Here is an 18,785-nt window from a genome sequence, read left to right as displayed (position 1 = left end):
CAAGCATGAACACCGCCGCCGCCCTGCTTCCGACCCGCACGCTCGCAGGCATCGGCCTGGCGGTCGCGGCCACGGCCTGCTTCGGCCTGCTCGACACCACCGTCAAATTGGTGGGCGCCGTGATGCCGGTGCTCATGATCGTGTGGTTCCGCTACCTGTTCCACGCCGTGGCCACCACGGCGGTGCTGCTGCCGCTGCGCGGGCGCGCCGCCTGGCGCACCGCGCACCCGCGCTTCCAGCTGCTGCGCGGCGCGCTGTTGCTCTCGCTCAGCCTCATGGGCGTGGTGGCGCTGCAGCAGATGCCGGTGGGCGAGTTCACGGCCATTCTCATGTTCACGCCGCTGGCCGTGACACTGTTGGGCGCCACCGTGCTGCGCGAGCGCGTGTCGGCCTGGCAATGGGCCCTGGTGGCGGGCGGTTTCGCGGGCGTGCTGCTGGTGGTGCGGCCCGAGGGCGAGGACATCGGCTGGGCGAGCATCCTGCCCCTCACCATGGTGTTCATGAGCGCCTGGTTCCAGATTCTCACCGCGCGCATGGCCCGCACCGAAGACCCGCTGACCATGCACCTCTACACCGGCTGGGTGGGCGCGCTCGTGTCGAGCGCGCTGCTGCCCTTCGTGTGGCAGGCCATTCCCGATGCGCGCACCTTCGGCCTGCTGGTGCTCGTGGGCAGCATGGGCACGGTGGGTCACCTGATGCTCATCATGGCGTTCCAGCGTGCGCCGGCCTCCACCCTGTCGCCGTACCTGTATGCGCAGATCGCCTTCGCCATGGTGTTCGGCTGGCTGGTGTTCGCCCACGTGCCGGGGGCGGTGGAGCTCACCGGCATCGCCCTCATCGTGTTGTGCGGCGCGGTGAGCGGCTGGCGCGCCACCCGCAGCCGTTCGCTGCCCATCGCACCGCCGGAGGATTGAGCCATGTCGCAGCTGTTCAGCGTGCACCCCGACAACCCCCAGCCGCGCCTGCTCAAGCAGGCGGTGTCGCTGCTCGAGCGCGGCGGCGTCATCGCCGTGCCCACCGATTCGAGCTACGCGCTGGCCTGCCAGCTCGACGACAAGGCCGCGGCCGACCGGCTGCGCCGCATCCGCGAGGTCGACGACAAGCACCACCTCACGCTGCTGTGCCGCGACCTCAGCGAGCTCGCGAGCTACGCCAAGGTGGACAACCGCCAGTACCGCCTGCTCAAGCTCGCCACGCCCGGCCCCTACACCTTCATCCTCGAAGCCAGCAAGGAAGTGCCGCGCCGCGTGAGCCACCCGTCGCGCAAGACCATCGGCCTGCGCGTGCCCGAGCACCGCGCGCTGCTCGACCTGCTGCAGCTGCACGGCGCGCCGCTGCTGGCCACCACGCTGATCCTCCCCGGTGACGAGCACCCGCTCAACGACCCCGAGGCCATCCGCGAGCGGCTGCAGCACGACATCGACGCCGTGATCGACGCCGGCGCCTGCGCGCTCGAACCCACCACCGTGCTCGACCTCGTGCCCATGGGCACGGGCGGCGAGCCCGAGGTGGTACGCGAAGGCCAGGGCGCGCTCGCGCCGCTCGGGCTCTGACCCGGCGTCTGGGACAATCCACGCATGGATTTCGCCCTCATCGTCCAGACGGTCACCCTCTACGCCATCCCGGTGCTGTTCGCCATCACGCTGCACGAGGCGGCGCACGGCTACGTGGCGCGCCACTTCGGCGACCCCACGGCCTGGCAGCTCGGCCGCGTCACGCTCAACCCGGTCAAGCACATCGATCCGCTGGGCACCATCGCCATGCCGCTGCTGCTGTACTTCGCAACGGCGGGCGCGTTCCTGTTCGGCTACGCCAAGCCGGTACCGGTCAACTTCGGGCGGCTGCGCAACCCCAAGCGCGACATGATCTGGGTCGCGCTCGCCGGCCCGGCCTCGAACCTGGTGCAGGCCATCGGCTGGGTGCTGCTGGTCTATGTGCTGATCGCGCTCGGCGTGAACGAACGCTTCTGGCTCGACATGGGCCGTGCGGGCGTCACGGTCAACCTCGTGATGTTCGCCTTCAACCTGTTCCCGCTGCCCCCGCTCGACGGCGGACGCATCCTCGTGGGCCTGCTGCCCTGGAAGCAGGCCGTGGCCGTGTCGCGCGTGGAGCCCTACGGTTTTTTCATCGTGCTGGCCCTCGTGGTCACCGGCCTCGTGGGCGACTACTGGCTGCGCCCGCTCATGACCCTCACGGGCACCGCCATTGAATGGCTGCTCACCCCCGTGCGACTGCTCCTGCTCTGAACCCGCTCCCCATGAAAACGCAACGCGTCCTCACCGGCATCACCACCTCGGGCACGCCCCACCTGGGCAACTACGTGGGCGCCATCCGGCCCACCGTGCGCGCCAGCCGCCTGGACAACGTCGAGAGCTTCTACTTTCTCGCCGACTACCACGCGCTGATCAAGACCAGCGGCGACCCGGCGCGCGTGCAACGCTCCACGCTGGAGATCGCGGCCACCTGGCTGGCCTGCGGGCTCGACCCCGAGAAGGTCACCTTCTACCGCCAGTCCGACATCCCCGAGATCCCCGAGCTCACTTGGATGCTCACCTGCGTGACCGGCAAGGGCCTGCTCAACCGCGCGCACGCCTACAAGGCCGCGGTCGACAAGAACCACGAAGCCGGTGCCGAGCCCGACGACGGCGTGACCGCGGGCCTGTTCATGTACCCCGTGCTGATGGCGGCCGACATCCTGATGTTCAACGCCCACCAGGTGCCCGTGGGGCGCGACCAGATCCAGCACATCGAGATGGCGCGCGACATGGCCTCGAGCTTCAACCACCTGTATGGCGAGCACTTCACGCTGCCGGAGGCGGTCATCGAGGAGCAGGTCGCCACGCTGCCCGGCCTGGACGGCCGCAAGATGAGCAAGAGCTACGACAACACCATCCCCCTGTTCGTGCCGCGCGAGCAACTGCGCAAGCTGATCATGGGCATCGTGACCGACTCGCGCGCACCCGGCGAACCCAAGGCCACCGAGGGCTCGGCGCTGTTCCAGCTCTACCAGGCCTTCGCGAGCGCCGACGAAACCGCCGCCCTGGCCAAGGCCTATGCCGAGGGCATCGCCTGGGGCGAGGCCAAGCAGTTGCTGTTCGAGCGCCTGGACCGCGAGATCGCGCCCTTGCGCGCGGTCTACGACGCGCTGATCCAGGATCCGGCGCGCATCGAACAGACCCTGCGCATGGGGGCCGAGAAGGCCCGCGCCATCGCCACCCCCTTCACCCAGCGCCTGCGCCACGCCGTGGGCCTGCGCCCGCTCGACCGCCAGGCCGCGCCGTCCGGCGGCCCGGCCAAGGCCGCCAAGGCGGCACTGCCGGCCTTCAAACAGTACCGCGAGAAGGACGGCCAGTTCTATTTCAAGCTCACCGACGCCAAGGGCGCGGTGTTGCTGCAAAGCCGCGGCTTCGCCGCGCCGCGCGACGCCGCCCAGGCCATGGCCCGCCTGCAGCGGGAGGGATCTGTTGCGCTCGATGCAATGGCGCAACAGTTGATCGCACCCGATGATGTGGAAGGCGTCACGATTGCGCTCAAGGCAATGCGGGAAGCCGGCACCTGAATTGGGTCACAATCCCCCGCTCCGCGGCGCTGCACGCCCGGCTCGCCGAGCGCGCGCCCTCTTTCGGGGGATTGCCGCCCTCGCCAAACGACAGTTATGCCTTTATGCTGCGCTGTCAGTCCAAATCATGAAGTGCGCCCTGCGACATGAGTATTTTTGTCATTGACGATCATCCGCTGATGCGCGAGGCCGTGGTCATGTTGCTGCGCCGCCTGCGCGCCTCGACCCAGGTCGTCGAACTCGAGCGGCTGGCCTCGGTGAGCAAGGCCATCGCCGAACATGGCGAGCCCGAACTCGTGTGCCTGGACCTCAAGCTGCCCGACACCAACGGCGTGTCCGGCGTGCGCGAGATCCGCCAGATGCTGCCTGACGCCTCGCTCATCGTGCTGTCGGCCTCGCCTTCTTCCGACTACGAAGACCTCGCGCGCGAAGCCGGCGCCGATGCCTACGTCGAGAAATCCGCGGGCGCGGCCCAGATCGCCAAGGTGCTGCGCGAATTCCTCGCCGACGAGATCGAGGACGAGAACGCCCCCACCATTCCCGAGAAGCTGTCCAAGCGCCAGAAGCAGCTGCTGGTCATGCTCGACCGTGGCCTGTCCAACCGCGACATCGCCGAACAACTGCAGATCAGCGAACACACGGTGAAGGTGCACCTGTGGCGCCTGTTCCGCCGCCTCAACGTGAAGAGCCGCTCGCAGGCCAGCCACCTGGCCCGCACCGCCGGCCTGCTCGATCTTTGAGCTGAACGAACCCGCGATTCGGCCGCGGGGCTGCCTCAGGCCGCGCTGGCCTGGATGACGGTGGGCTGGGGCTGTTCGCCCGGCGCCTGCTGCGTGTAGGCCGGCAGCATCACGCGGAACACGCTGCCGCGGTTCGCCTCCGACTGCAGCGCAAGCTGGTAGCCCATGAGCGCCGCGAGCTTGGACACGATGGTGAGCCCCAAGCCCAGGCTGTCCTCGGTGCCCTGGTGCTGCGACACCCGGAAGAACTCCTGGAAGATCGCCTGCTGGTGCTCGCGTGCGATGCCCACGCCCGAGTCCCAGACCTCGAAGACCACCATGTCCTTGCGCTGGCGCAAGGCGATCAGCACGCCGCCGCGCTGGGTGTGGCGCAAGGCGTTCGACACCAGATTGCCGAGAATGCGGCGCAGCACCACCGGATCGGACCACAGCGTGATCGGGTGGGCACGCGTGCGCAGCTGCAGCTGCTTGCCCGAGGCCACGGGCTCGAACTGCAGCCGCAGGTCGGCGAACAGCTTCTGCACTTCCACGTGCTGCAGGCGCACCTTGTAGTTGCCGGCATCGATGCGCGTGAGGTCGAACAGCGAGTCGAACAGCTCGTTGATGGCGCGCGTGGACTGCAGGATGCGTGGCGCGATGTCGCGCGCCATCTCGGGCTCGCTCGCGAGCCAGTCGGCGTACAGGCTCAGCGCGTGCACCGGCTGGCGCAGGTCGTGCGCGGCCGAGGCCAGGAAACGGTTCTTGGTGGACACGGCCCGCAGCGAGGCGCGCGTCTGCAGGGTCAGCGAGTCGATCAGTTCCTGGTTGGAGAACTGCAGCTCGAAACTCGATCGGTGCACCTGATGCAGCCGCGCGCCGGCCATGAGCAGCAGGAACCAGAACGACAGCAGCAGCAGCATGAAGATGGCCGTGGAGCGCACCACGTCGGGCTGGTGCATGTGCAGGAAGGCCCCCACCAGCAACCCCACCAGCACCGAGCCCGCGAGGCCGTGCGTGTAGGTGCGGTAGACCGGCAGGTAGGCGCTGTAGGCGTTGAGCGTGAGCAGGCCCTGGCCCAGCACCAGCAGCGCGCACGCGAACTGGGTGATGAAATCGGCCTGCAGGTAGCTCAGGGCCACGGGCACGCTCCAGAGCACGGCGGCGGCGGGCCAGGTCCAGCGGTAGCGGTCGATGAACTGCTGCCGCTGCGGGCCTTCGACGCTGTCGTGCCGCAGGCGGTACAGGCCGATGAGGTGGTAGCGAAAGCCCAGCATGGCCAGCATCGCCAGGACCCAGAGCGCCAGGCCCGGCGTCCAGACCTCGCCGTACATGAGCATGGCCAGCACCGGCACGAAGACCGCCGAGGCCAGCACCGTCGGCCCGAGGTGATCCATCAAGACGCCAATGAGCTGGGCATTGACCCAGGCGTCGCGCACCTCGGGGGCGGCTGGCGCGTGCTGGTGCGTGGCGGGTTGGGTGTCGACGAGCATGTAGGGGCTGGAAGTCGGCGCATTGTCGCACTGGCAAGCGGCGTGCGCGGGCCGTGCGAACCCGGGTCTTCAGCCTGCTAGAATCGCGGGCTTCGACACGGAGAGATGGCAGAGTGGTCGAATGCACCGGATTCGAAATCCGGCATACAGGTTCTCCTGTATCGAGGGTTCGAATCCCTCTCTCTCCGCCAGCGAGTCTGGAGCCCCTGCAGTGCAGGGGCTTTTTTGTTGGGTGAACGCGAGGCGGGGCGCGGGATTGCGGGGGGCTGGGAGATTTCTCTCGGCTCTCAAAAGTACCGGGAGTGGCCCTCTCGGGCGGGCCACGAGGGGTTTTCTCTCAAACGCGGGATCCGGCCGATCCCGATAGAGCCGGATCGCCACATCTGCCCGCAATGTGGTCAATCGCTCAGGTCACAGATAGTTCTACAGCCCAACCATGCACCGGTCAGTCCGTGCATCCGTGGCCTTGGGCCAAGGGACGCGCCCGAGCACTGAAGCTTAGGCAGCGCGTCAAGGTCCGCACTGCAGCGGGTGCGGTCGCTCGGACATATTGCCTCTGGTGACTGCTCACGAGAACATCGGCCACCCAGGAGCTATCGACGACCGAAGCCTTAATATGTCGCTCAAGCTTCCCTACCAGCGCCCTAAAGGCAACAGGAGGAAGTAAGCGCTCCGATGCCCCATCCAGGCCGGGTGGTCGGTGGGGCAGCGCGCCGAACTGCAAGACCAAGAAGCCAGGGAGTCGCCCATGCGCCTGAAGTCGTTCCAAGTCCGTCTGTTTCGCAACGTCATCGACTCTGGGCCGATTGACGTAGCCGACAGCACCTGCATCGTCGGCAAGAACGAGGCGGGCAAGTCATCCACCATCGAAGCGCTGCATCGCTTGAATCCGGCAAAGCCCTGTCCGCTCGTCCTGCTGGATGACTACCCGCGCTGGCTAAAGAAGCAGCACGAGATTTCCGGCGAGATCGACGATGCGGTGCCGATCACCGCGGAGTTCACGCTCTCGGCCGAAGAAATGGCCACGCTGGACGGACAGTTCGGGCAAGGTGTGCTGAGCGCACCTAAGCTTTCCGCCTTCCGCAAGTATGAAGGCGACTTGCAACTGCAACTGCCCATCGACCACGCCCGGTTCGTCAAGTGGTTCAGCGATCAGCACATCGATGCCGGTCTGCTCGGCCCCAAGGTCGCCGGCGCGGACAACGCGCAACAACTGTTGGAGGAGTTGACGGCGGCCACAGCGGAGAAGAGCGAGAGCGGTGAGCCCACGCCGGATGCCCAAGCGGCAAAGCTGGCCAAGGCCGAGCTTGAGTCAGTGCTGGACGGATCTAAGTCGCTCACCGCGGCGCTGGAGAAGATACTGCGTCCCCTGATTCCGAAGACCTTCTACTTCAGCCAGTACTCGCAACTGCGCGGACGCTACAGCCTTGCCGGCGAGGTGATGCCCGCGTTGACCACGCCGTCGGCGGACGAGGAAATTCAAGCCGCCGCCGACTTTCTCAAGTTGGCCAAGGTGGCGCCGACAAACGTCGAGACCTGGGACTTCGAGCAATCGAATGCTGAACTGGAGGCAATCTCCAGCTTGCTAACGCGGATGGTGAAAGCCAACTGGAAGCAGAACCAACACCTGAAGCTCGTCGTGAAGATCGAGCCCGAGCGGCAGGCGAACGGTCAGACCGAGCGCTATTTGCAGTTCCGAGTCGAGGACACGCGGCATGATTTCAGCAACCGCCTCGACCGCCGTTCCACCGGGTTCAGGTGGTTCGTGTCTTTCATCGCATCGTTCTTCGAGTTCCAGAAGGACAAGAACCTGATCCTGCTGCTGGATGAACCGGGCCTCAGCCTGCACGCGCGGGCGCAGAAGGACCTGCTCGACGCCATTGATACGAACCTCACGGGCGGCAGGCAGGTGGTGTACACGACGCACTCGCCCTTCATGGTTCGGACGGAATCACTGGGCCGCGTGCGCATTATCGAAGACAAGGGGCCGGACCTCGGCGCCGTCGCAACCAACGACGCCGGCACCACGTCCGACCCGGACACGCTGTTCCCGCTGCAGGCCGCGCTTGGCTACGACATTGCGCAGAACCTGTTCATCGGGAACCGGAATATCCTGCTGGAAGGCACGTCGGACTTCATCTACTTGGTTGCCTTCTCGTCGCACTTGGGATCGCTCAGCCGCGCGGCATTCCCAACGAACTGTCGCCTCCTGCCGGCAGGCGGCGCCACAAACATTCCGACTTTCATCGCGCTGCTCGGCGGCAAGCTGGACATCGTGGTGCTGCTCGATGGCAAGGCCCAGCGCCAGCGCATCGACGCCGCCGTCGCGCAGGGCCGCCTCAAGGCCAGCAATGTTCTCAGCGTCGAACAGTTTTGCCAGGTCAAGGGCGCCGACATTGAGGACCTGTTTGAGCCAGACGAGTATCTGGCCATCTACAACGGCGCGATGAAGCAATCGCTCAAGATGGAGGATCTCAAGGGTCAAGATCGCATCGTCAAGCGCATCGAGCGAGTTGCCGGGGAGTTCGATCACGGGCGCGTTGCAGGGCATTTCCTGGCGCAGCAGCATGTGATCGTGCCGAAACTCTCTGCTGACACGTTGAAGCGCTTCGAAGACGCGATTGCCGCCCTGGTAAATGCCCTGCCGCCAGCGCCGTAGTGCTGCGCTGCGCAGCGGGAACGCCGAGGCTTGCTATGGCGGGCCGCATCGTCTAGACCATCAGCGCGCTGCTGCGCGCGGACAGGGAGAACTTCGTGGTGATTGTGTTGATTCGCCGCTCCGTGCGGCCGGAGAAGGAAGCGGCGTTCCTCGCGGCATACAACCGCGAGAAGCCAGATCACGCAGACTTTGTCTCGGAGACACTGACGAAGGTCAGCAACTCGAACGAGTTGCCTGAATCGATGAGGAGCCTGCCCATCGGCGGTGACGGCGTCACTTACGTCAACGTGGCGACGTGGAAGTCAGCCAAGTCGTTCGAAGAGCATTTCAAGCCCCGGACGATGCACGACCCCGAGATCGAATGCGGAGATCGGGTGCGTGTGGTGCTGGAAGTCTGCTGAGAAGAACGATTGTCGTCGCCGACGACGATGCGCGTTACAGCCTTGCTCTTCGTCTAGCACTGCTTAATGAAGGACGTTTCAGGAACAGGCGCCGAGAATGAGCACAACGTGTGTGCCCGCGCCTACCACAAGCGTCTCCTTTGTACGCACCAGCCGTCACGCGCTCCACCGGGTTGAACGTCTGCAGTCAGTCTAGAGCCGACCTGGAGGAAGTCCGCCCCGCATGATCGTCAGTTCGTGACACTACAACGCGAAAGGCGCTTGCCGAAGAGCAGTAATGGGCTATGTGTATGCCGTGGTGTCTCAGTGATGCTCATGCGGTGACAGCTTCAGACTGATCTGAGTCATTCGCCGTTCGGCGTCTGACCGACCACTGCCGCTAATACCGGCCCTTGATCGCCGCTTGGAACCCCCCATTTGTTTGAGTCCTGCTTTCCAGCATCCGCAGCCAGCTCAGTACTTTTCAGCGTTCATCAGAGTCCGGAGATGGCGCGCCTCGCGGGCGTAAGACCTGGCTCGCTGCATGCCTAGTTCCATCGCCTCAATGACCCGCTTCGCATCGGTGTTCTGAAGTGAATTCTCGACCAGGCGCATGAGGCTGAACAACGTTCATGCTGCACTGAGGACCAAGTCCTGAAATGGTTCGTAGATGTACCCGTCACCGACTCGCTTGTTCCGCTCTGTGTGGCGACTGACTCCAAACGTCGCATCGCAAATGGTTCGTCGTCACCGCGATCGCCACATCTACTTGTCCCGCCTGCTCCTTTCGCCAAAGGAGCGCCCGCCGTTGCCGCTGCAAGGCCAGCAACACGGTTGGAGGACAGCGAACTACATGTAGAACCCGTACCGAATCTGTGGCGAGTCGCCGTCTTCTAGGTACTTCATGATCTCGCCCACCTTGCGCGCGCACCCAAGCGTGACCGGGTACTTGCCATCGAACTGCGTGTTGTTCCAGTTCATCTTGGTCAGGCCCAGGATTTCGCGGGCGATGAAAGACGGCGACTCCTCCGAGCGAACGATTCGAAGCTCGATCGGCTGCGGTATGTAGAGCCCCGTGTAGGTCTGGTAGTACCAAACCGACCCGCGCGTATAGAGGATGTGACGGTCCGCGTCCATTGCAATGCGAGTGCCACGGTACGGTGGATAGTTGCCTTCTCGGAACAGCCGCAGCTTAGAGTCCATCACGGTGACCAAGTCGACGGTGTCGATCCTCAGGTCGTTCGCCGCCCGCGTCAGCCCGGCGATCTCGTCCGCCGAGAAGTTGGACGACTTGTGGACTACGATCCGCGCTGGATAGGCTCGCAGCGCCACACGGTACTCGTTGAGTGCCGCAGTCAACAGGTCGTACGCCTGATTGGCACTGAGGTGTGGGGTGCGATCGTCCCGTGACATGTCAACCGGCGTACCTCGCAGGATGAGCCCGTTGCCAAGTTCATCGAATATCTGCGCCAGGCTCGTGTTCAGCACCTGCCGGTCGCGGCTTCGGTAGAAGGCGATCCCCACTGCGCACGAGCTTGGCCGGCGATCATCGGTTTGGAGCTTCCAAGGAACTCGCGGTCCGGCCTTGTAGTACAGCGCAGTGCAGAAGTTCCATGCCTTGGTGGCATCGTCCTGCTGGCCACGCTTGTTGCTTTCAAGCGAAGCTGCACGGATCAACTGAAGCGGCTTGCCGAGATGCATGGCCCGCGCCTTCAGCGCACGACGGAAGTTCAGCTCGGAAGCCACTTCGACGCTGGCCTCCAGCGTTTCTTCTGCTGGGCCGCGCTCGTCGGTCGAGATAACCTTGAACAGCGCCTCGGGCATGACGCAGACCACGACATCCACTGGGCGGTTCTGCGCGAGAAACTTGATGTGCTCGTAGTACAGCTCGATCGCCTTGGTGACTCGCGTCCGCCGATCTGCGATCGCCACGATCTCATCGACCTCGCGCGTCTTGATCGTCCGCGCCAGGTCTTGGCTGAACTTGAGCGTCGCATCGAAGCCGTGTCCCAAGTTCATGCCTGGGAACATGACGCGGAGGTTTGGCTGCCTGGCGTTCTCCATCCCGGGAATCTCGGACGCGCACCTCGTCACCCAGCGATCTAGCGCCTCGTTGCAGGTTGCGCTCCCGACGCTTCCCACGATGACATCGGTTCGCCTCGTTCCCATGGAACGGTCGAAGGCGCCGTACGCCGTGATGCCGCGTCGCGGACAGATGTGCTCGCCGCTCTGGAAGCGAAGCCGAGGCTCGTCGATGTGTTCAAGTTTCATAGCGTCTCGAACAGGCCTGTGTTCTTTGCTTCCTCATCGTCGTCGGAGTCGTCTCGCAGTGGAAGCCACGTGTCGTCGGGTAGCGCGGGATGGTTCGAGAAGGCAACCGTCTCCCCGAGTGACAAGGTCGCTGCTGGAGACCTGATGGACTCGAACAGATCGTCCTGATCCAACTTCGACAACCAAGAAGCGAGGAATCGGAAGTGCCCGGCAACGGTGCTATTGACCTCCTTGCGCTTGAGCCAGCTCAGGTTCGCGTCGGCGAACGCGGATCGTCTGAAGTTTTCACCGTAGCTGAAGTACCAATCGGGCGTGAGGGCGACGTACCACCTACCTTCGCTGAAGATGAAATCAGCTGCGAATGCTAGGTGCTTGCACAGGAAGGTCTTGTTGGGGTCCTTCCTGTTGAGCTTGCGCTCATAGACCGCGCGCTTTGACGCTCGCTGGCCGTACCAGGTCTCCTCGCGGAGCAGGTCACCGTCGGCCCACGGTACGAAAATGAAGAGACTGTCCTCGTGCATCCACCGCACGCCGTGCTTGTAGAGCTTCTGCTGCAGCGTAAACCGAAGCAGAGACTTGAAGATGCGCTCGCGATCCTCGTTTGCTCCGTAGAACTCGCGCGCCTGCAGTGGCGTCACCGTACCCAGCTCGATCAGCTTTGCAAACGGACCGCCCGTGTCGTCAAGCGGATGAAACGTGATCAGCTGGCGCCCCGATACTTCGTAGTCCGAGGGTACGCGCAGGTTCAGGCCCCTGACGGCTTCGCCGAACGTCTTCCTCTCGTTGCGCACCTTCTTCGCTTTGAAGGGCTCAAGGTCATCGTTCAGGTCTGCGATGTACAAGGTCGAGGGGAAGTAGACCTCGACGAGGTTCAGGTTAACGCGCTCGATTGCTGCCGTGGGCGGGTTGAAGTCCTCTTCACCAAGTCCCTTTGCCACTCCGCCGCGCATGTATGTCCGAACCACCTCCAGGGCTGCGATCAGTTGCTTCGGGTCCGCGTCGGGCGCGACACCGCACACGTCACGGTGGTCCAGGATATCCTTGCCGGCGTCGAACCGCAGCCGACCGTTTGCCGCGCGGTCGATAGCTTCCTGGGAGTAGGTAGCCTGCTTGCGGCCCAGGACGTAGACGACGACGCGCTTGTACTTCTTGTCGAGGCCGTGCGCCAGGAAGGTGTCGATGGTGGATTTGATTTTGTCGAGCGTGGGCGTCGCGGTGACTTGGATGCCGACGCCGGCCACATCATCCGCAAGGTCGATGCCGGGGAAGTTCGCGCGCTCGGTCGAGTTCAGGTTCCGGAGATGCCTCCACCCATACAGCTCGCGCAGGACGCCGAGAACGAGGTTCTCGGACACCTTATTGATGTCGTACATCTGCATGGCAGATGCGGCCTCGACCTGTGTCGCCAGTTGCGACATCGCGACCCGAAACTCGTTGAGTAGATCGAGGTGTTTCATGCGTGTCTTCCCTGCAGATCTTCTTCAGAACAGTGTCGGTCACGCGGCTACGAGCAATCCTCGCGCGCTGGGTGACGCACCACCGACGACGCCCAGCGCACCGGACGGACGCATAGCTCGCCAGGTCCGGCGAACGGGTCCAGGAACAACGGCTCCAGCGCCTCCCCTCGCGATCACAAGCCTCCGCTGGAAGCCTCACGGCCTTCAGCGGCTTTGCGGTTGGTCTGTACACAGTCTAGCAGCGAAGGCTGTATGCTTGTCCAGTTCCGGCTGGGCGCCGTCGCTCGTGCCGTCGACCTGCGCGACGCCCTGGTGTGCATGTACCGCGCGGTCTTCCCGCGAGAGAGATCACTTGGGCGGGTACATTTGGACGAACAGCAGCAGGTTTGGTAGGAGCGCCGCAAGCGGCCGAGCGCTGCGGACATGAGATTGAGAGGACATCATGGGCGCGTGGCCTGAGTTCCTGGCGAACAAGCCAGTCGACACGCTCGCCGAGATCGGGGCGTACGAGTACCTATGGAAGCAGCCGAACACCAGCACCAAGAAGCTGGCGCAGCTGTTCGACGCTCACCCTGGTCAGCTACCCTCCGACCTCGTTGACGACGATCTTGCCCAGCAGGCGGCGCAGGAGGTTCTCCAGCAGTTCTCGGCTCGCGGCATCAAGCGCTTTGGGGTGCGGATCAATGGCACCTTCGACTACCCCGCGCGCCTGCGTGATGCGTCGGAACCGATCGAGGTTCTGTACTTCCTGGGTTCATGGGAGCTTGCAGAAGCCCCGCTTCGGGTGGCCGTCGTGGGCACCCGCAAGGTGTCGCCCGAGGGCGCCGCGCGAACGCGCAAACTGGTTCGCGCGCTCGTCGAACACGATTTCACGGTCGTCTCCGGATTGGCCGAGGGCGTCGACACCATCGCTCACACGACCGCGATCGAGGCGGGGGGGCGCACGATCGCCGTGATCGGTACGCCGATCTCGGAGGTGTACCCGAAGGAAAACGCCGATCTGCAGCGGCGGATCGCTGAGGAGTTTTTGCTCGTCAGTCAGGTGCCGGTACTTCGCTACATGGCACAGACCTGGAAGGGTAATCGCTTCTTCTTCCCTGAACGAAATAAGACGATGTCCGCGCTCTCCGAAGCAACGATCATCGTCGAGGCGAGCGAGACTTCGGGGACGCTGATCCAGGCTCAGGCTGCGCTGGACCAGGGCCGAAAGCTGTTCATCCTGGAAAGTAATTTCCAGAATCCGGCGATCACCTGGCCTGCGAAGTTCGAAAAGCTTGGGGCCATCCGAGTGCGGGAGTTCGAAGACATTCTGCGTGTGCTGGGGTAGGCATGGACCCGATGCCGAAGCGCCTCACGGTTGTCGGCGATCGTGAACGGCCTGATCACCATCACTTGCCTGCGTCGGCGCGCTGCTACTTCTGGGGCGAGTACACCCCCTACGAACGGACTGGTGGCAAGCGCTGGAACTTTTCGGCGACCAATCAGCTGATCAGTAACTTCAAGAAGAAGATGGACCGTCAGGGGCATGCCGACTGGCGCTACAAGGGGCAAGCGATCGATCAGGTCGCTCGGAGCTTCGCACAGTTCTGGAAGTGGCCAGACATCCATCAGTCGCATCGCGTCGCTTTGATTCCCGTCCCTCCATCGAAGGCGCGCACCGACCCGATGTTCGACCCTCGGATGGTCGAGGTCCTCAAGGGCATCGCCCATCACTGCAAGCTTCCCCTCGACATCCGCGACTGCCTCACATTCAGCGGAAAGTACGGGGCCAGCCATGAGTCCGACAGCAGGCCTACGCCCGACGAACTTCTAGCCGAACTGTCTTTTGACGCGATGTCCGGTAAGCCAGCGCAGCAGCCTAGTCTGAACTTCCTGTTCGATGACATGCTGACCACCGGTGCTCACTACATCGCGGCGACAAACTTTCTGGCGAAACACTTTCCTGGTGTGCCGGTGGTTGGAAACTTCGTGGCCCGCCGCGTCGTTCCCAACCCGTTCGATGACTTCGATGAACTGACTTGACGCTGCCGTGTCTCAGGTTCCTCCAAGCGTCGTTTAGCCACCTCCACTCGGGGCGTTTGGTCTGTATGACCCGCCCCCAAGGCCATACCAGCCAGTCTGATCTAGCAAGTTGGTCGCCAATCACCCGCGCGGCAAGACGTTGTGGGTCAATGCCGGCTCTCTAACCGATACCCGACGTTTGACGGACGCCGCCGAACGACAGCAACCGCTGCAGAACTGCCATTCGCCGGTCGAGATCCTGTTTCGTCAAGGTCGTCGAGGCACCCTCAATGTGAGGATCAGAGCGTCCTCAAGTTGAGTGACTTGACCATCTGCCAGCGGTACACCTCTACAGTTGCGCCTCGTGCAGGAGTTGCGCTGCCGTGATCTCCAGCGCTGCCGCGATCCCCAACAGCGTCATCACCCCAGCGTTCTGCTTGCCGCGCTCGATCGAACTCATGTAGGCCCTGTCGATGGCGCAGCGGTGGGCGAGCTCCTCTTGCGAGATGCCCCGCGCCGTTCGAAGGCGCCGGATGGCAGCGCCCAGCGCGACCAGCGCTGGGTCATCGGCGTAACGGGGAGACGATGCGGGCATGCCGCGATCGTTGGTTTTGTACGACTATTTGACCACGGACGATCGTCTACATATAGTGGGCTTCCTCAACCCAAGGCTAAGTGAGCGCCGCCGGGCCGGAGAGCGACTGACGCTTGAAGAGCTCGCGAGGCGACCTACCGCCACAGCGAAGCTCCTCAGATGAAGACCAATCTCCTGCTCTGCATTGCACTTGCCACCTCGGCTGGGCCCGGCCTCTCAACCACATTCAGTTCCGCACATGCGGGAACGCCAGGCGGTCAGTTACAGCCGCCAATGCTCTTGGCCCAGGCAGCCAACCCCCTGTCAGACGCTGTGCGCGCCCAGCGCGGCCTCCTGGACACCAGAGCACAGGAGGAGCAGGTCAGGCTCAGAGTCGCCGAGGTTAAGCGCCGCCTCGCAGAGCGCAACGCCGCGGTGACCCGGGAGGTTTACTTTGCGGCCAAGGCTGCAGGCATTCGTATGGTTCCCGTGGTCGACGACCTGCGGCTGGTCAATATCACCCGCAGAAATGCTGGCATGTCGGAGCTGGTGGCCACCCAACAGATTGATGGGCCTTACCTGGTCATGGTGGGTCACCCCTTCGATCCAACACCTCAATTTGTGGTCCAAGGCGCCACCAGGTACGGCGTGAGCGGCTTCGTGCGAGACGACGAGTTCGAGCGCACAGGAATCCCCTCGCCCACGTGCGCTTATGAGGTCTGGATGGCCGATACGCAGCGGAAGTACCCCTGTGAGGCTTACCTGAGCGGGAAACTGCACGCGGCAGTGGTCGAGGACATGAAGGTTGCGCTTGCCGCGAGCCTGACAACCCGCCAGCGCGAGAATGCCGGCCAGCGCTAAGAAGCAAGGGTCCTCTGCGGACCCAGCGACAGACCAGGGCCGCAGAACCGAATGCTTGATGGGCTTCTTTCGTGCACTGACACCGCACAACAAGCGCCTTGCACTCAAATTGGTCAAGGCCCTGTCCCAGGCAAAGGAACGGCGCAAATAGACTTCCCTTGCAACAGCTCTTCAGGCGAGCCATGCGAGGGGAGATCGCGTTACAGGAGCCCCAAAGCCTGCCTCTGCTCCGCCCACGCCTCAGGCAACGGCACCGAGGTTAGCAACTTGGTTGCATTGATCCCCTCGGGGTGCTCACCCTTCTCGATCGCCTGCACGATGTCTGGCGCCAGCAGTGCGATGTTGATCACCCGATTCACATAGCGCACGCTGAACTTCTCGCGCGTGGCGATTTCCTCGATCGACTGCCCTTCACGAGTGAACTGCTGCAGCCAGGCCTTGCCCTTGGCCATCAGCGCCACGAGCGTCGGGTCAGGCTCGCGCTTTGTGGTCTGCCCCGAGGCGTTGTCTCCGATCACCAGCCGCACCGCCATGCCGCAGCGCTTTCTCTTCGCTGGCACTGAGATCGTGGTGCTCCCCTGCCCTGCTCCGTTTTGGGTCGCGGGCTTTGTCTCTGACTTCGTCTCCGACTTCAGCACCCCGCAGCCCACCAGGTCCAGCGTGACGCGCACCTCCTCAGGCACCACCTCCACCCGGCGCACCGCCTTGGCGATTTGTGTGCCGGCTTCATGCTGAATCGCCTGCCCCAGCTTCTTGGCACCGGTGAGCGCTTCCTGGGCCCGCTTGGCGTCCTTCCAGCCCACGGCATCGAGCACCCGCTTTTCGCTCGCGCTCCACTCCATGATCGCCCGGACCACCAGCTTCTCGAGTTCATTGGCCGGCAGCCGGATCGGCTCACCCGGGTCGTCGGCCGGTGTCACGTAGTACCGGTACCGCTTCTTGCCCTTGCGGGTGTGCGACGGGATGAGCCTGCGCCCGGTTTCGTCGAAGAGCTTGCCGCTGAGCAGGCTGGGGGCTGCCGCCTTGGACTGGCTCTTGTGCCCCTGGCGGTTGGCTTCCAGGCGCTGCTGCACCTGGTCCCACAGCGTCTGCTCCACGATTGCCGGGTGCTGGCCGGGGTGGTTTTCTCCTCGGTGGGGGAGCAGGCCCACGTAGATGGGGTTGCTCAGGATCCGGTACAGGTGGCCCCGGCTGAACGGCTTGTTGCCCCCAAATCCCTCCCGCTTGTTCTCCCGCGCGGGCGTGAGCCAGCCACGGGCCTGCAGCTCGGCCGCCACCTTGCGCACGCAGTTGAGCTGCAGGTACAGCGAGTAGATCTCGGCAATCCGCCCAGCGTGCGGCGCCTCCGGCTCCAAGGTCCGGCCTTTGGCTCGGTAGCCCACGGGAGGCACGCCTCCCATCCACAGGCCCTTGCGCTTGGACGCGGCGATCTTGTCCCGGATGCGTTCTCCCGTGACCTCACGCTCGAACTGAGCGAAGGAGAGCAATACGTTCAGGGTCAGCCGACCCATGGAGGTGGTGGTGTTGAACTGCTGGGTGACCGAGACGAAGGAAACCCCCTTGGCATCGAAGAGTTCAACCAGCTTCGCGAAATCAGCAAGCGATCGGGTGAGCCGGTCGACCTTGTAGACCACGATCACCTTGACCTTGCCGGCCTCCACATCGGCGATCAGCCGCTTCAGCGCGGGTCGCTCCACGTTCCCGCCGGAGAACCCGCCGTCGTCGTAGGTGGTGGGGTTGAGCGTCCAGCCCAAGCCTTTCTGGCTGAGCACGAAGGCCTCACAGGCCTCGCGCTGGGCGTGAAGGGAGTTGAAATCCTGCTCCAGGCCCTCTTCGGAGGATTTGCGGGTGTAGATGGCGCAAGCCAGCGTCGGGAAACCCATCTGGCCAACAGCACCACTCGTACCGGTCGCGCCGGCGGCCAGGGCCTTGGCAGATGACTTCGACGCCATCAGCGCTTGACCCCGAAGAACGCCGGGCCCGACCAGGGCGTGCCGGTGATGGTGCGGGCGATGGCGGTGAGGCTCGTGTAGGTCTTGCCGCCGTACTGGAAGCCATTCACAAGGACCAGCACCTCGTAGGTGGCGCCCTGCCACTCGCGCAGCAGGCGGGTGCCTGGGGGCAGCAGCGGGGCTGCCTTAGGGGACGGGGGCTGGGCCGGTGACTGAAAAGGCGTCTTCGTGCCGCTGGCCTCGATTTGCGCCTGCCAGGCGAGCACCCGGCGCATGAGGCTGGTGTGCACGCGTGGCGGGGGCTCGCGGTGGAAGGCGGCCTTCCAGCGCGAGACGAGCACGTCGCGCTCGGCGGTCAGGATCTCTGCCGGAAAACTCATTGGGCCACCGCCTCCCCGGCCGGAACGATGCGGTAGACCCGAACGCCGTCTTGCAGGCTGTGCTGCACGTTCAGGCCCAGACGTTTTCGGAGTGAGCCGCTGAGCATGCCGCGCACCGTGTGGGGGAGCCAGCCGGTGAGCTCGGTCATCTGGGCCATGGAGGCGCCGGAGCTCAGCAAGGCGATGAGCTGGGATTTCTTGGTACCGGTGGGGGGTGCAGCGACGGGGGTCGGAGTGAGTTTCTGGGGCGCGCGCTTGGCCGCAGGGCGAGCGGACTTGGCAGGGCTGCGGCGGGTAGCAGAGGCCTGAGGGGCCTTCGGCTTGGAAGGGGTTTTGGCGGCGGCCTTGGGGGAGGCCTTGGCCGGGGCTTTGGAAGCTGGCTTACTGGTCTTCGACAGAGCGCGTTTCATTGAGGTTCTCCTGCGCCAACAGCGGCGCGCAGGTAGTAACGCTCTGCATCAGCGAAGACCCAAGTCGTATCG

The 18,785-nt window shown here is 64.2% G+C and carries 17 protein-coding genes and 1 tRNA gene; 11 read left to right on the top strand and 7 right to left on the bottom strand.

The window, feature by feature from the left end; genetic code table 11:
• The first annotated feature begins 5 nt into the window (after positions 1-5).
• From WDZ95_RS19715 to WDZ95_RS19695, 5 genes are all read left to right on the top strand, one after another.
• The gene (locus tag WDZ95_RS19715) at positions 6-914 is read left to right on the top strand and encodes a DMT family transporter (RefSeq protein ID WP_425780976.1); all 909 of its coding nucleotides are present in this window, start codon (positions 6-8) and stop codon (positions 912-914) included.
• Between the two features lie 3 nt (positions 915-917).
• Positions 918-1,553, top strand: a complete 636-nt coding sequence (locus WDZ95_RS19710) for an L-threonylcarbamoyladenylate synthase (RefSeq protein WP_425780974.1) — start codon at positions 918-920, stop codon at positions 1,551-1,553.
• 24 nt (positions 1,554-1,577) lie between these two features.
• Positions 1,578-2,246, top strand: coding sequence for a site-2 protease family protein (locus WDZ95_RS19705; RefSeq protein ID WP_425780972.1), 669 nt, complete (start codon positions 1,578-1,580; stop codon positions 2,244-2,246).
• An 11-nt stretch (positions 2,247-2,257) separates the two neighbouring features.
• The gene (locus WDZ95_RS19700; protein ID WP_425780970.1) at positions 2,258-3,559 is read left to right on the top strand and encodes a tryptophan--tRNA ligase; all 1,302 of its coding nucleotides are present in this window, start codon (positions 2,258-2,260) and stop codon (positions 3,557-3,559) included.
• A 146-nt stretch (positions 3,560-3,705) separates the two neighbouring features.
• Entirely contained in the window at positions 3,706-4,299 is a 594-nt protein-coding gene (locus WDZ95_RS19695; protein ID WP_166223321.1) for a LuxR C-terminal-related transcriptional regulator, read from the top strand.
• A gap of 35 nt (positions 4,300-4,334) precedes the next feature.
• Here the strand turns inward: WDZ95_RS19695 and WDZ95_RS19690 are convergent, their stop codons facing one another.
• Positions 4,335-5,768, bottom strand: coding sequence for a sensor histidine kinase (locus WDZ95_RS19690; RefSeq protein ID WP_425780967.1), 1,434 nt, complete (start codon positions 5,766-5,768; stop codon positions 4,335-4,337).
• A gap of 99 nt (positions 5,769-5,867) precedes the next feature.
• Here WDZ95_RS19690 and WDZ95_RS19685 point away from each other — a divergent pair.
• From WDZ95_RS19685 to WDZ95_RS19675, 3 genes are all read left to right on the top strand, one after another.
• Positions 5,868-5,959: transfer RNA gene (locus WDZ95_RS19685), tRNA-Ser, on the top strand.
• Positions 5,960-6,516: 557 nt separating this feature from the next.
• Positions 6,517-8,427: an ATP-dependent nuclease gene (locus WDZ95_RS19680; protein WP_425780965.1), complete on the top strand. Its 1,911-nt coding sequence runs from the start codon at positions 6,517-6,519 to the stop codon at positions 8,425-8,427.
• 95 nt (positions 8,428-8,522) lie between these two features.
• Positions 8,523-8,828, top strand: a complete 306-nt coding sequence (locus WDZ95_RS19675) for a hypothetical protein (RefSeq protein ID WP_425780963.1) — start codon at positions 8,523-8,525, stop codon at positions 8,826-8,828.
• Between the two features lie 828 nt (positions 8,829-9,656).
• On the opposite strand, the gene WDZ95_RS19670 is transcribed toward WDZ95_RS19675, so the two are convergent.
• The gene (locus tag WDZ95_RS19670; RefSeq protein ID WP_425780961.1) at positions 9,657-11,078 is read right to left on the bottom strand and encodes an argonaute/piwi family protein; all 1,422 of its coding nucleotides are present in this window, start codon (positions 11,076-11,078) and stop codon (positions 9,657-9,659) included.
• Positions 11,075-12,535: an SMEK domain-containing protein gene (locus WDZ95_RS19665; protein ID WP_425780959.1), complete on the bottom strand. Its 1,461-nt coding sequence runs from the start codon at positions 12,533-12,535 to the stop codon at positions 11,075-11,077. The genes WDZ95_RS19670 and WDZ95_RS19665 overlap by 4 nt, the downstream gene beginning before the upstream one ends.
• A 442-nt stretch (positions 12,536-12,977) precedes the next feature.
• On the opposite strand from WDZ95_RS19665, the gene WDZ95_RS19660 reads away from it, so the two are divergent.
• Together WDZ95_RS19660 and WDZ95_RS19655 are read left to right on the top strand one after the other, a co-directional pair.
• Entirely contained in the window at positions 12,978-13,862 is an 885-nt protein-coding gene (locus tag WDZ95_RS19660; RefSeq protein WP_425780957.1) for a DNA-processing protein DprA, read from the top strand.
• Positions 13,863-13,873: 11 nt separating this feature from the next.
• A complete protein-coding gene (locus tag WDZ95_RS19655; RefSeq protein ID WP_425780955.1) occupies positions 13,874-14,557 on the top strand; it encodes a hypothetical protein in 684 nt (227 codons plus the stop codon).
• Positions 14,558-14,885: 328 nt separating this feature from the next.
• On the opposite strand, the gene WDZ95_RS19650 is transcribed toward WDZ95_RS19655, so the two are convergent.
• Entirely contained in the window at positions 14,886-15,131 is a 246-nt protein-coding gene (locus WDZ95_RS19650) for a helix-turn-helix domain-containing protein (RefSeq protein ID WP_425780953.1), read from the bottom strand.
• A gap of 159 nt (positions 15,132-15,290) precedes the next feature.
• Between WDZ95_RS19650 and WDZ95_RS19645 the strand changes: the two genes are divergently transcribed.
• Entirely contained in the window at positions 15,291-15,971 is a 681-nt protein-coding gene (locus WDZ95_RS19645) for a hypothetical protein (RefSeq protein ID WP_425780951.1), read from the top strand.
• 200 nt (positions 15,972-16,171) lie between these two features.
• Here WDZ95_RS19645 and WDZ95_RS19640 read toward each other — a convergent pair whose 3' ends face one another.
• From WDZ95_RS19640 to WDZ95_RS19630, 3 genes are read right to left on the bottom strand one after another with little or no spacing between them, the layout of a single operon-like run.
• Positions 16,172-17,923 (bottom strand): recombinase family protein, encoded by a 1,752-nt coding sequence (locus tag WDZ95_RS19640; protein WP_425780949.1) that lies wholly within the window; start codon positions 17,921-17,923, stop codon positions 16,172-16,174.
• Positions 17,923-18,303 carry a DUF2924 domain-containing protein gene (locus WDZ95_RS19635; protein WP_425780947.1) on the bottom strand — a complete coding sequence of 127 codons (381 nt, stop codon included), beginning with the start codon at positions 18,301-18,303 and terminating at the stop codon, positions 17,923-17,925. Before WDZ95_RS19635 ends, WDZ95_RS19640 begins: the two co-directional genes overlap by 1 nt.
• Complete coding sequence (locus WDZ95_RS19630) at positions 18,300-18,713, bottom strand: DUF3489 domain-containing protein (RefSeq protein ID WP_425780946.1); 414 nt, start codon at positions 18,711-18,713, stop codon at positions 18,300-18,302. Before WDZ95_RS19630 ends, WDZ95_RS19635 begins: the two co-directional genes overlap by 4 nt.
• Between the last annotated feature and the right edge of the window lie 72 nt (positions 18,714-18,785).

It is taken from the genome of Hydrogenophaga sp. T2, assembly GCF_049843535.1.
GTDB lineage: Bacteria > Pseudomonadota > Gammaproteobacteria > Burkholderiales > Burkholderiaceae_C > Hydrogenophaga > Hydrogenophaga crocea.
This window is presented reverse-complemented; position numbering and strand designations above follow the sequence as displayed.

Bases quoted from the DNA above. Each gene is read 5' to 3' on its own strand.
- WDZ95_RS19710 (WP_425780974.1), top strand. From the start codon at position 918: ATGTCGCAGCTGTTCAGCGTGCACCCCGACAACCCCCAGCCGCGCCTG.
- WDZ95_RS19680 (WP_425780965.1), top strand. From the start codon at position 6,517: ATGCGCCTGAAGTCGTTCCAAGTCCGTCTGTTTCGCAACGTCATCGAC.
- WDZ95_RS19630 (WP_425780946.1), bottom strand. From the start codon at position 18,713: ATGAAACGCGCTCTGTCGAAGACCAGTAAGCCAGCTTCCAAAGCCCCG.
- WDZ95_RS19635 (WP_425780947.1), bottom strand. From the start codon at position 18,303: ATGAGTTTTCCGGCAGAGATCCTGACCGCCGAGCGCGACGTGCTCGTC.
- WDZ95_RS19650 (WP_425780953.1), bottom strand. From the start codon at position 15,131: ATGCCCGCATCGTCTCCCCGTTACGCCGATGACCCAGCGCTGGTCGCG.
- WDZ95_RS19690 (WP_425780967.1), bottom strand. From the start codon at position 5,768: ATGCTCGTCGACACCCAACCCGCCACGCACCAGCACGCGCCAGCCGCC.
- WDZ95_RS19715 (WP_425780976.1), top strand. From the start codon at position 6: ATGAACACCGCCGCCGCCCTGCTTCCGACCCGCACGCTCGCAGGCATC.
- WDZ95_RS19655 (WP_425780955.1), top strand. From the start codon at position 13,874: ATGCCGAAGCGCCTCACGGTTGTCGGCGATCGTGAACGGCCTGATCAC.
- WDZ95_RS19660 (WP_425780957.1), top strand. From the start codon at position 12,978: ATGGGCGCGTGGCCTGAGTTCCTGGCGAACAAGCCAGTCGACACGCTC.
- WDZ95_RS19670 (WP_425780961.1), bottom strand. From the start codon at position 11,078: ATGAAACTTGAACACATCGACGAGCCTCGGCTTCGCTTCCAGAGCGGC.
- WDZ95_RS19695 (WP_166223321.1), top strand. From the start codon at position 3,706: ATGAGTATTTTTGTCATTGACGATCATCCGCTGATGCGCGAGGCCGTG.
- WDZ95_RS19705 (WP_425780972.1), top strand. From the start codon at position 1,578: ATGGATTTCGCCCTCATCGTCCAGACGGTCACCCTCTACGCCATCCCG.
- WDZ95_RS19645 (WP_425780951.1), top strand. From the start codon at position 15,291: ATGAAGACCAATCTCCTGCTCTGCATTGCACTTGCCACCTCGGCTGGG.
- WDZ95_RS19700 (WP_425780970.1), top strand. From the start codon at position 2,258: ATGAAAACGCAACGCGTCCTCACCGGCATCACCACCTCGGGCACGCCC.
- WDZ95_RS19665 (WP_425780959.1), bottom strand. From the start codon at position 12,535: ATGAAACACCTCGATCTACTCAACGAGTTTCGGGTCGCGATGTCGCAA.
- WDZ95_RS19640 (WP_425780949.1), bottom strand. From the start codon at position 17,923: ATGGCGTCGAAGTCATCTGCCAAGGCCCTGGCCGCCGGCGCGACCGGT.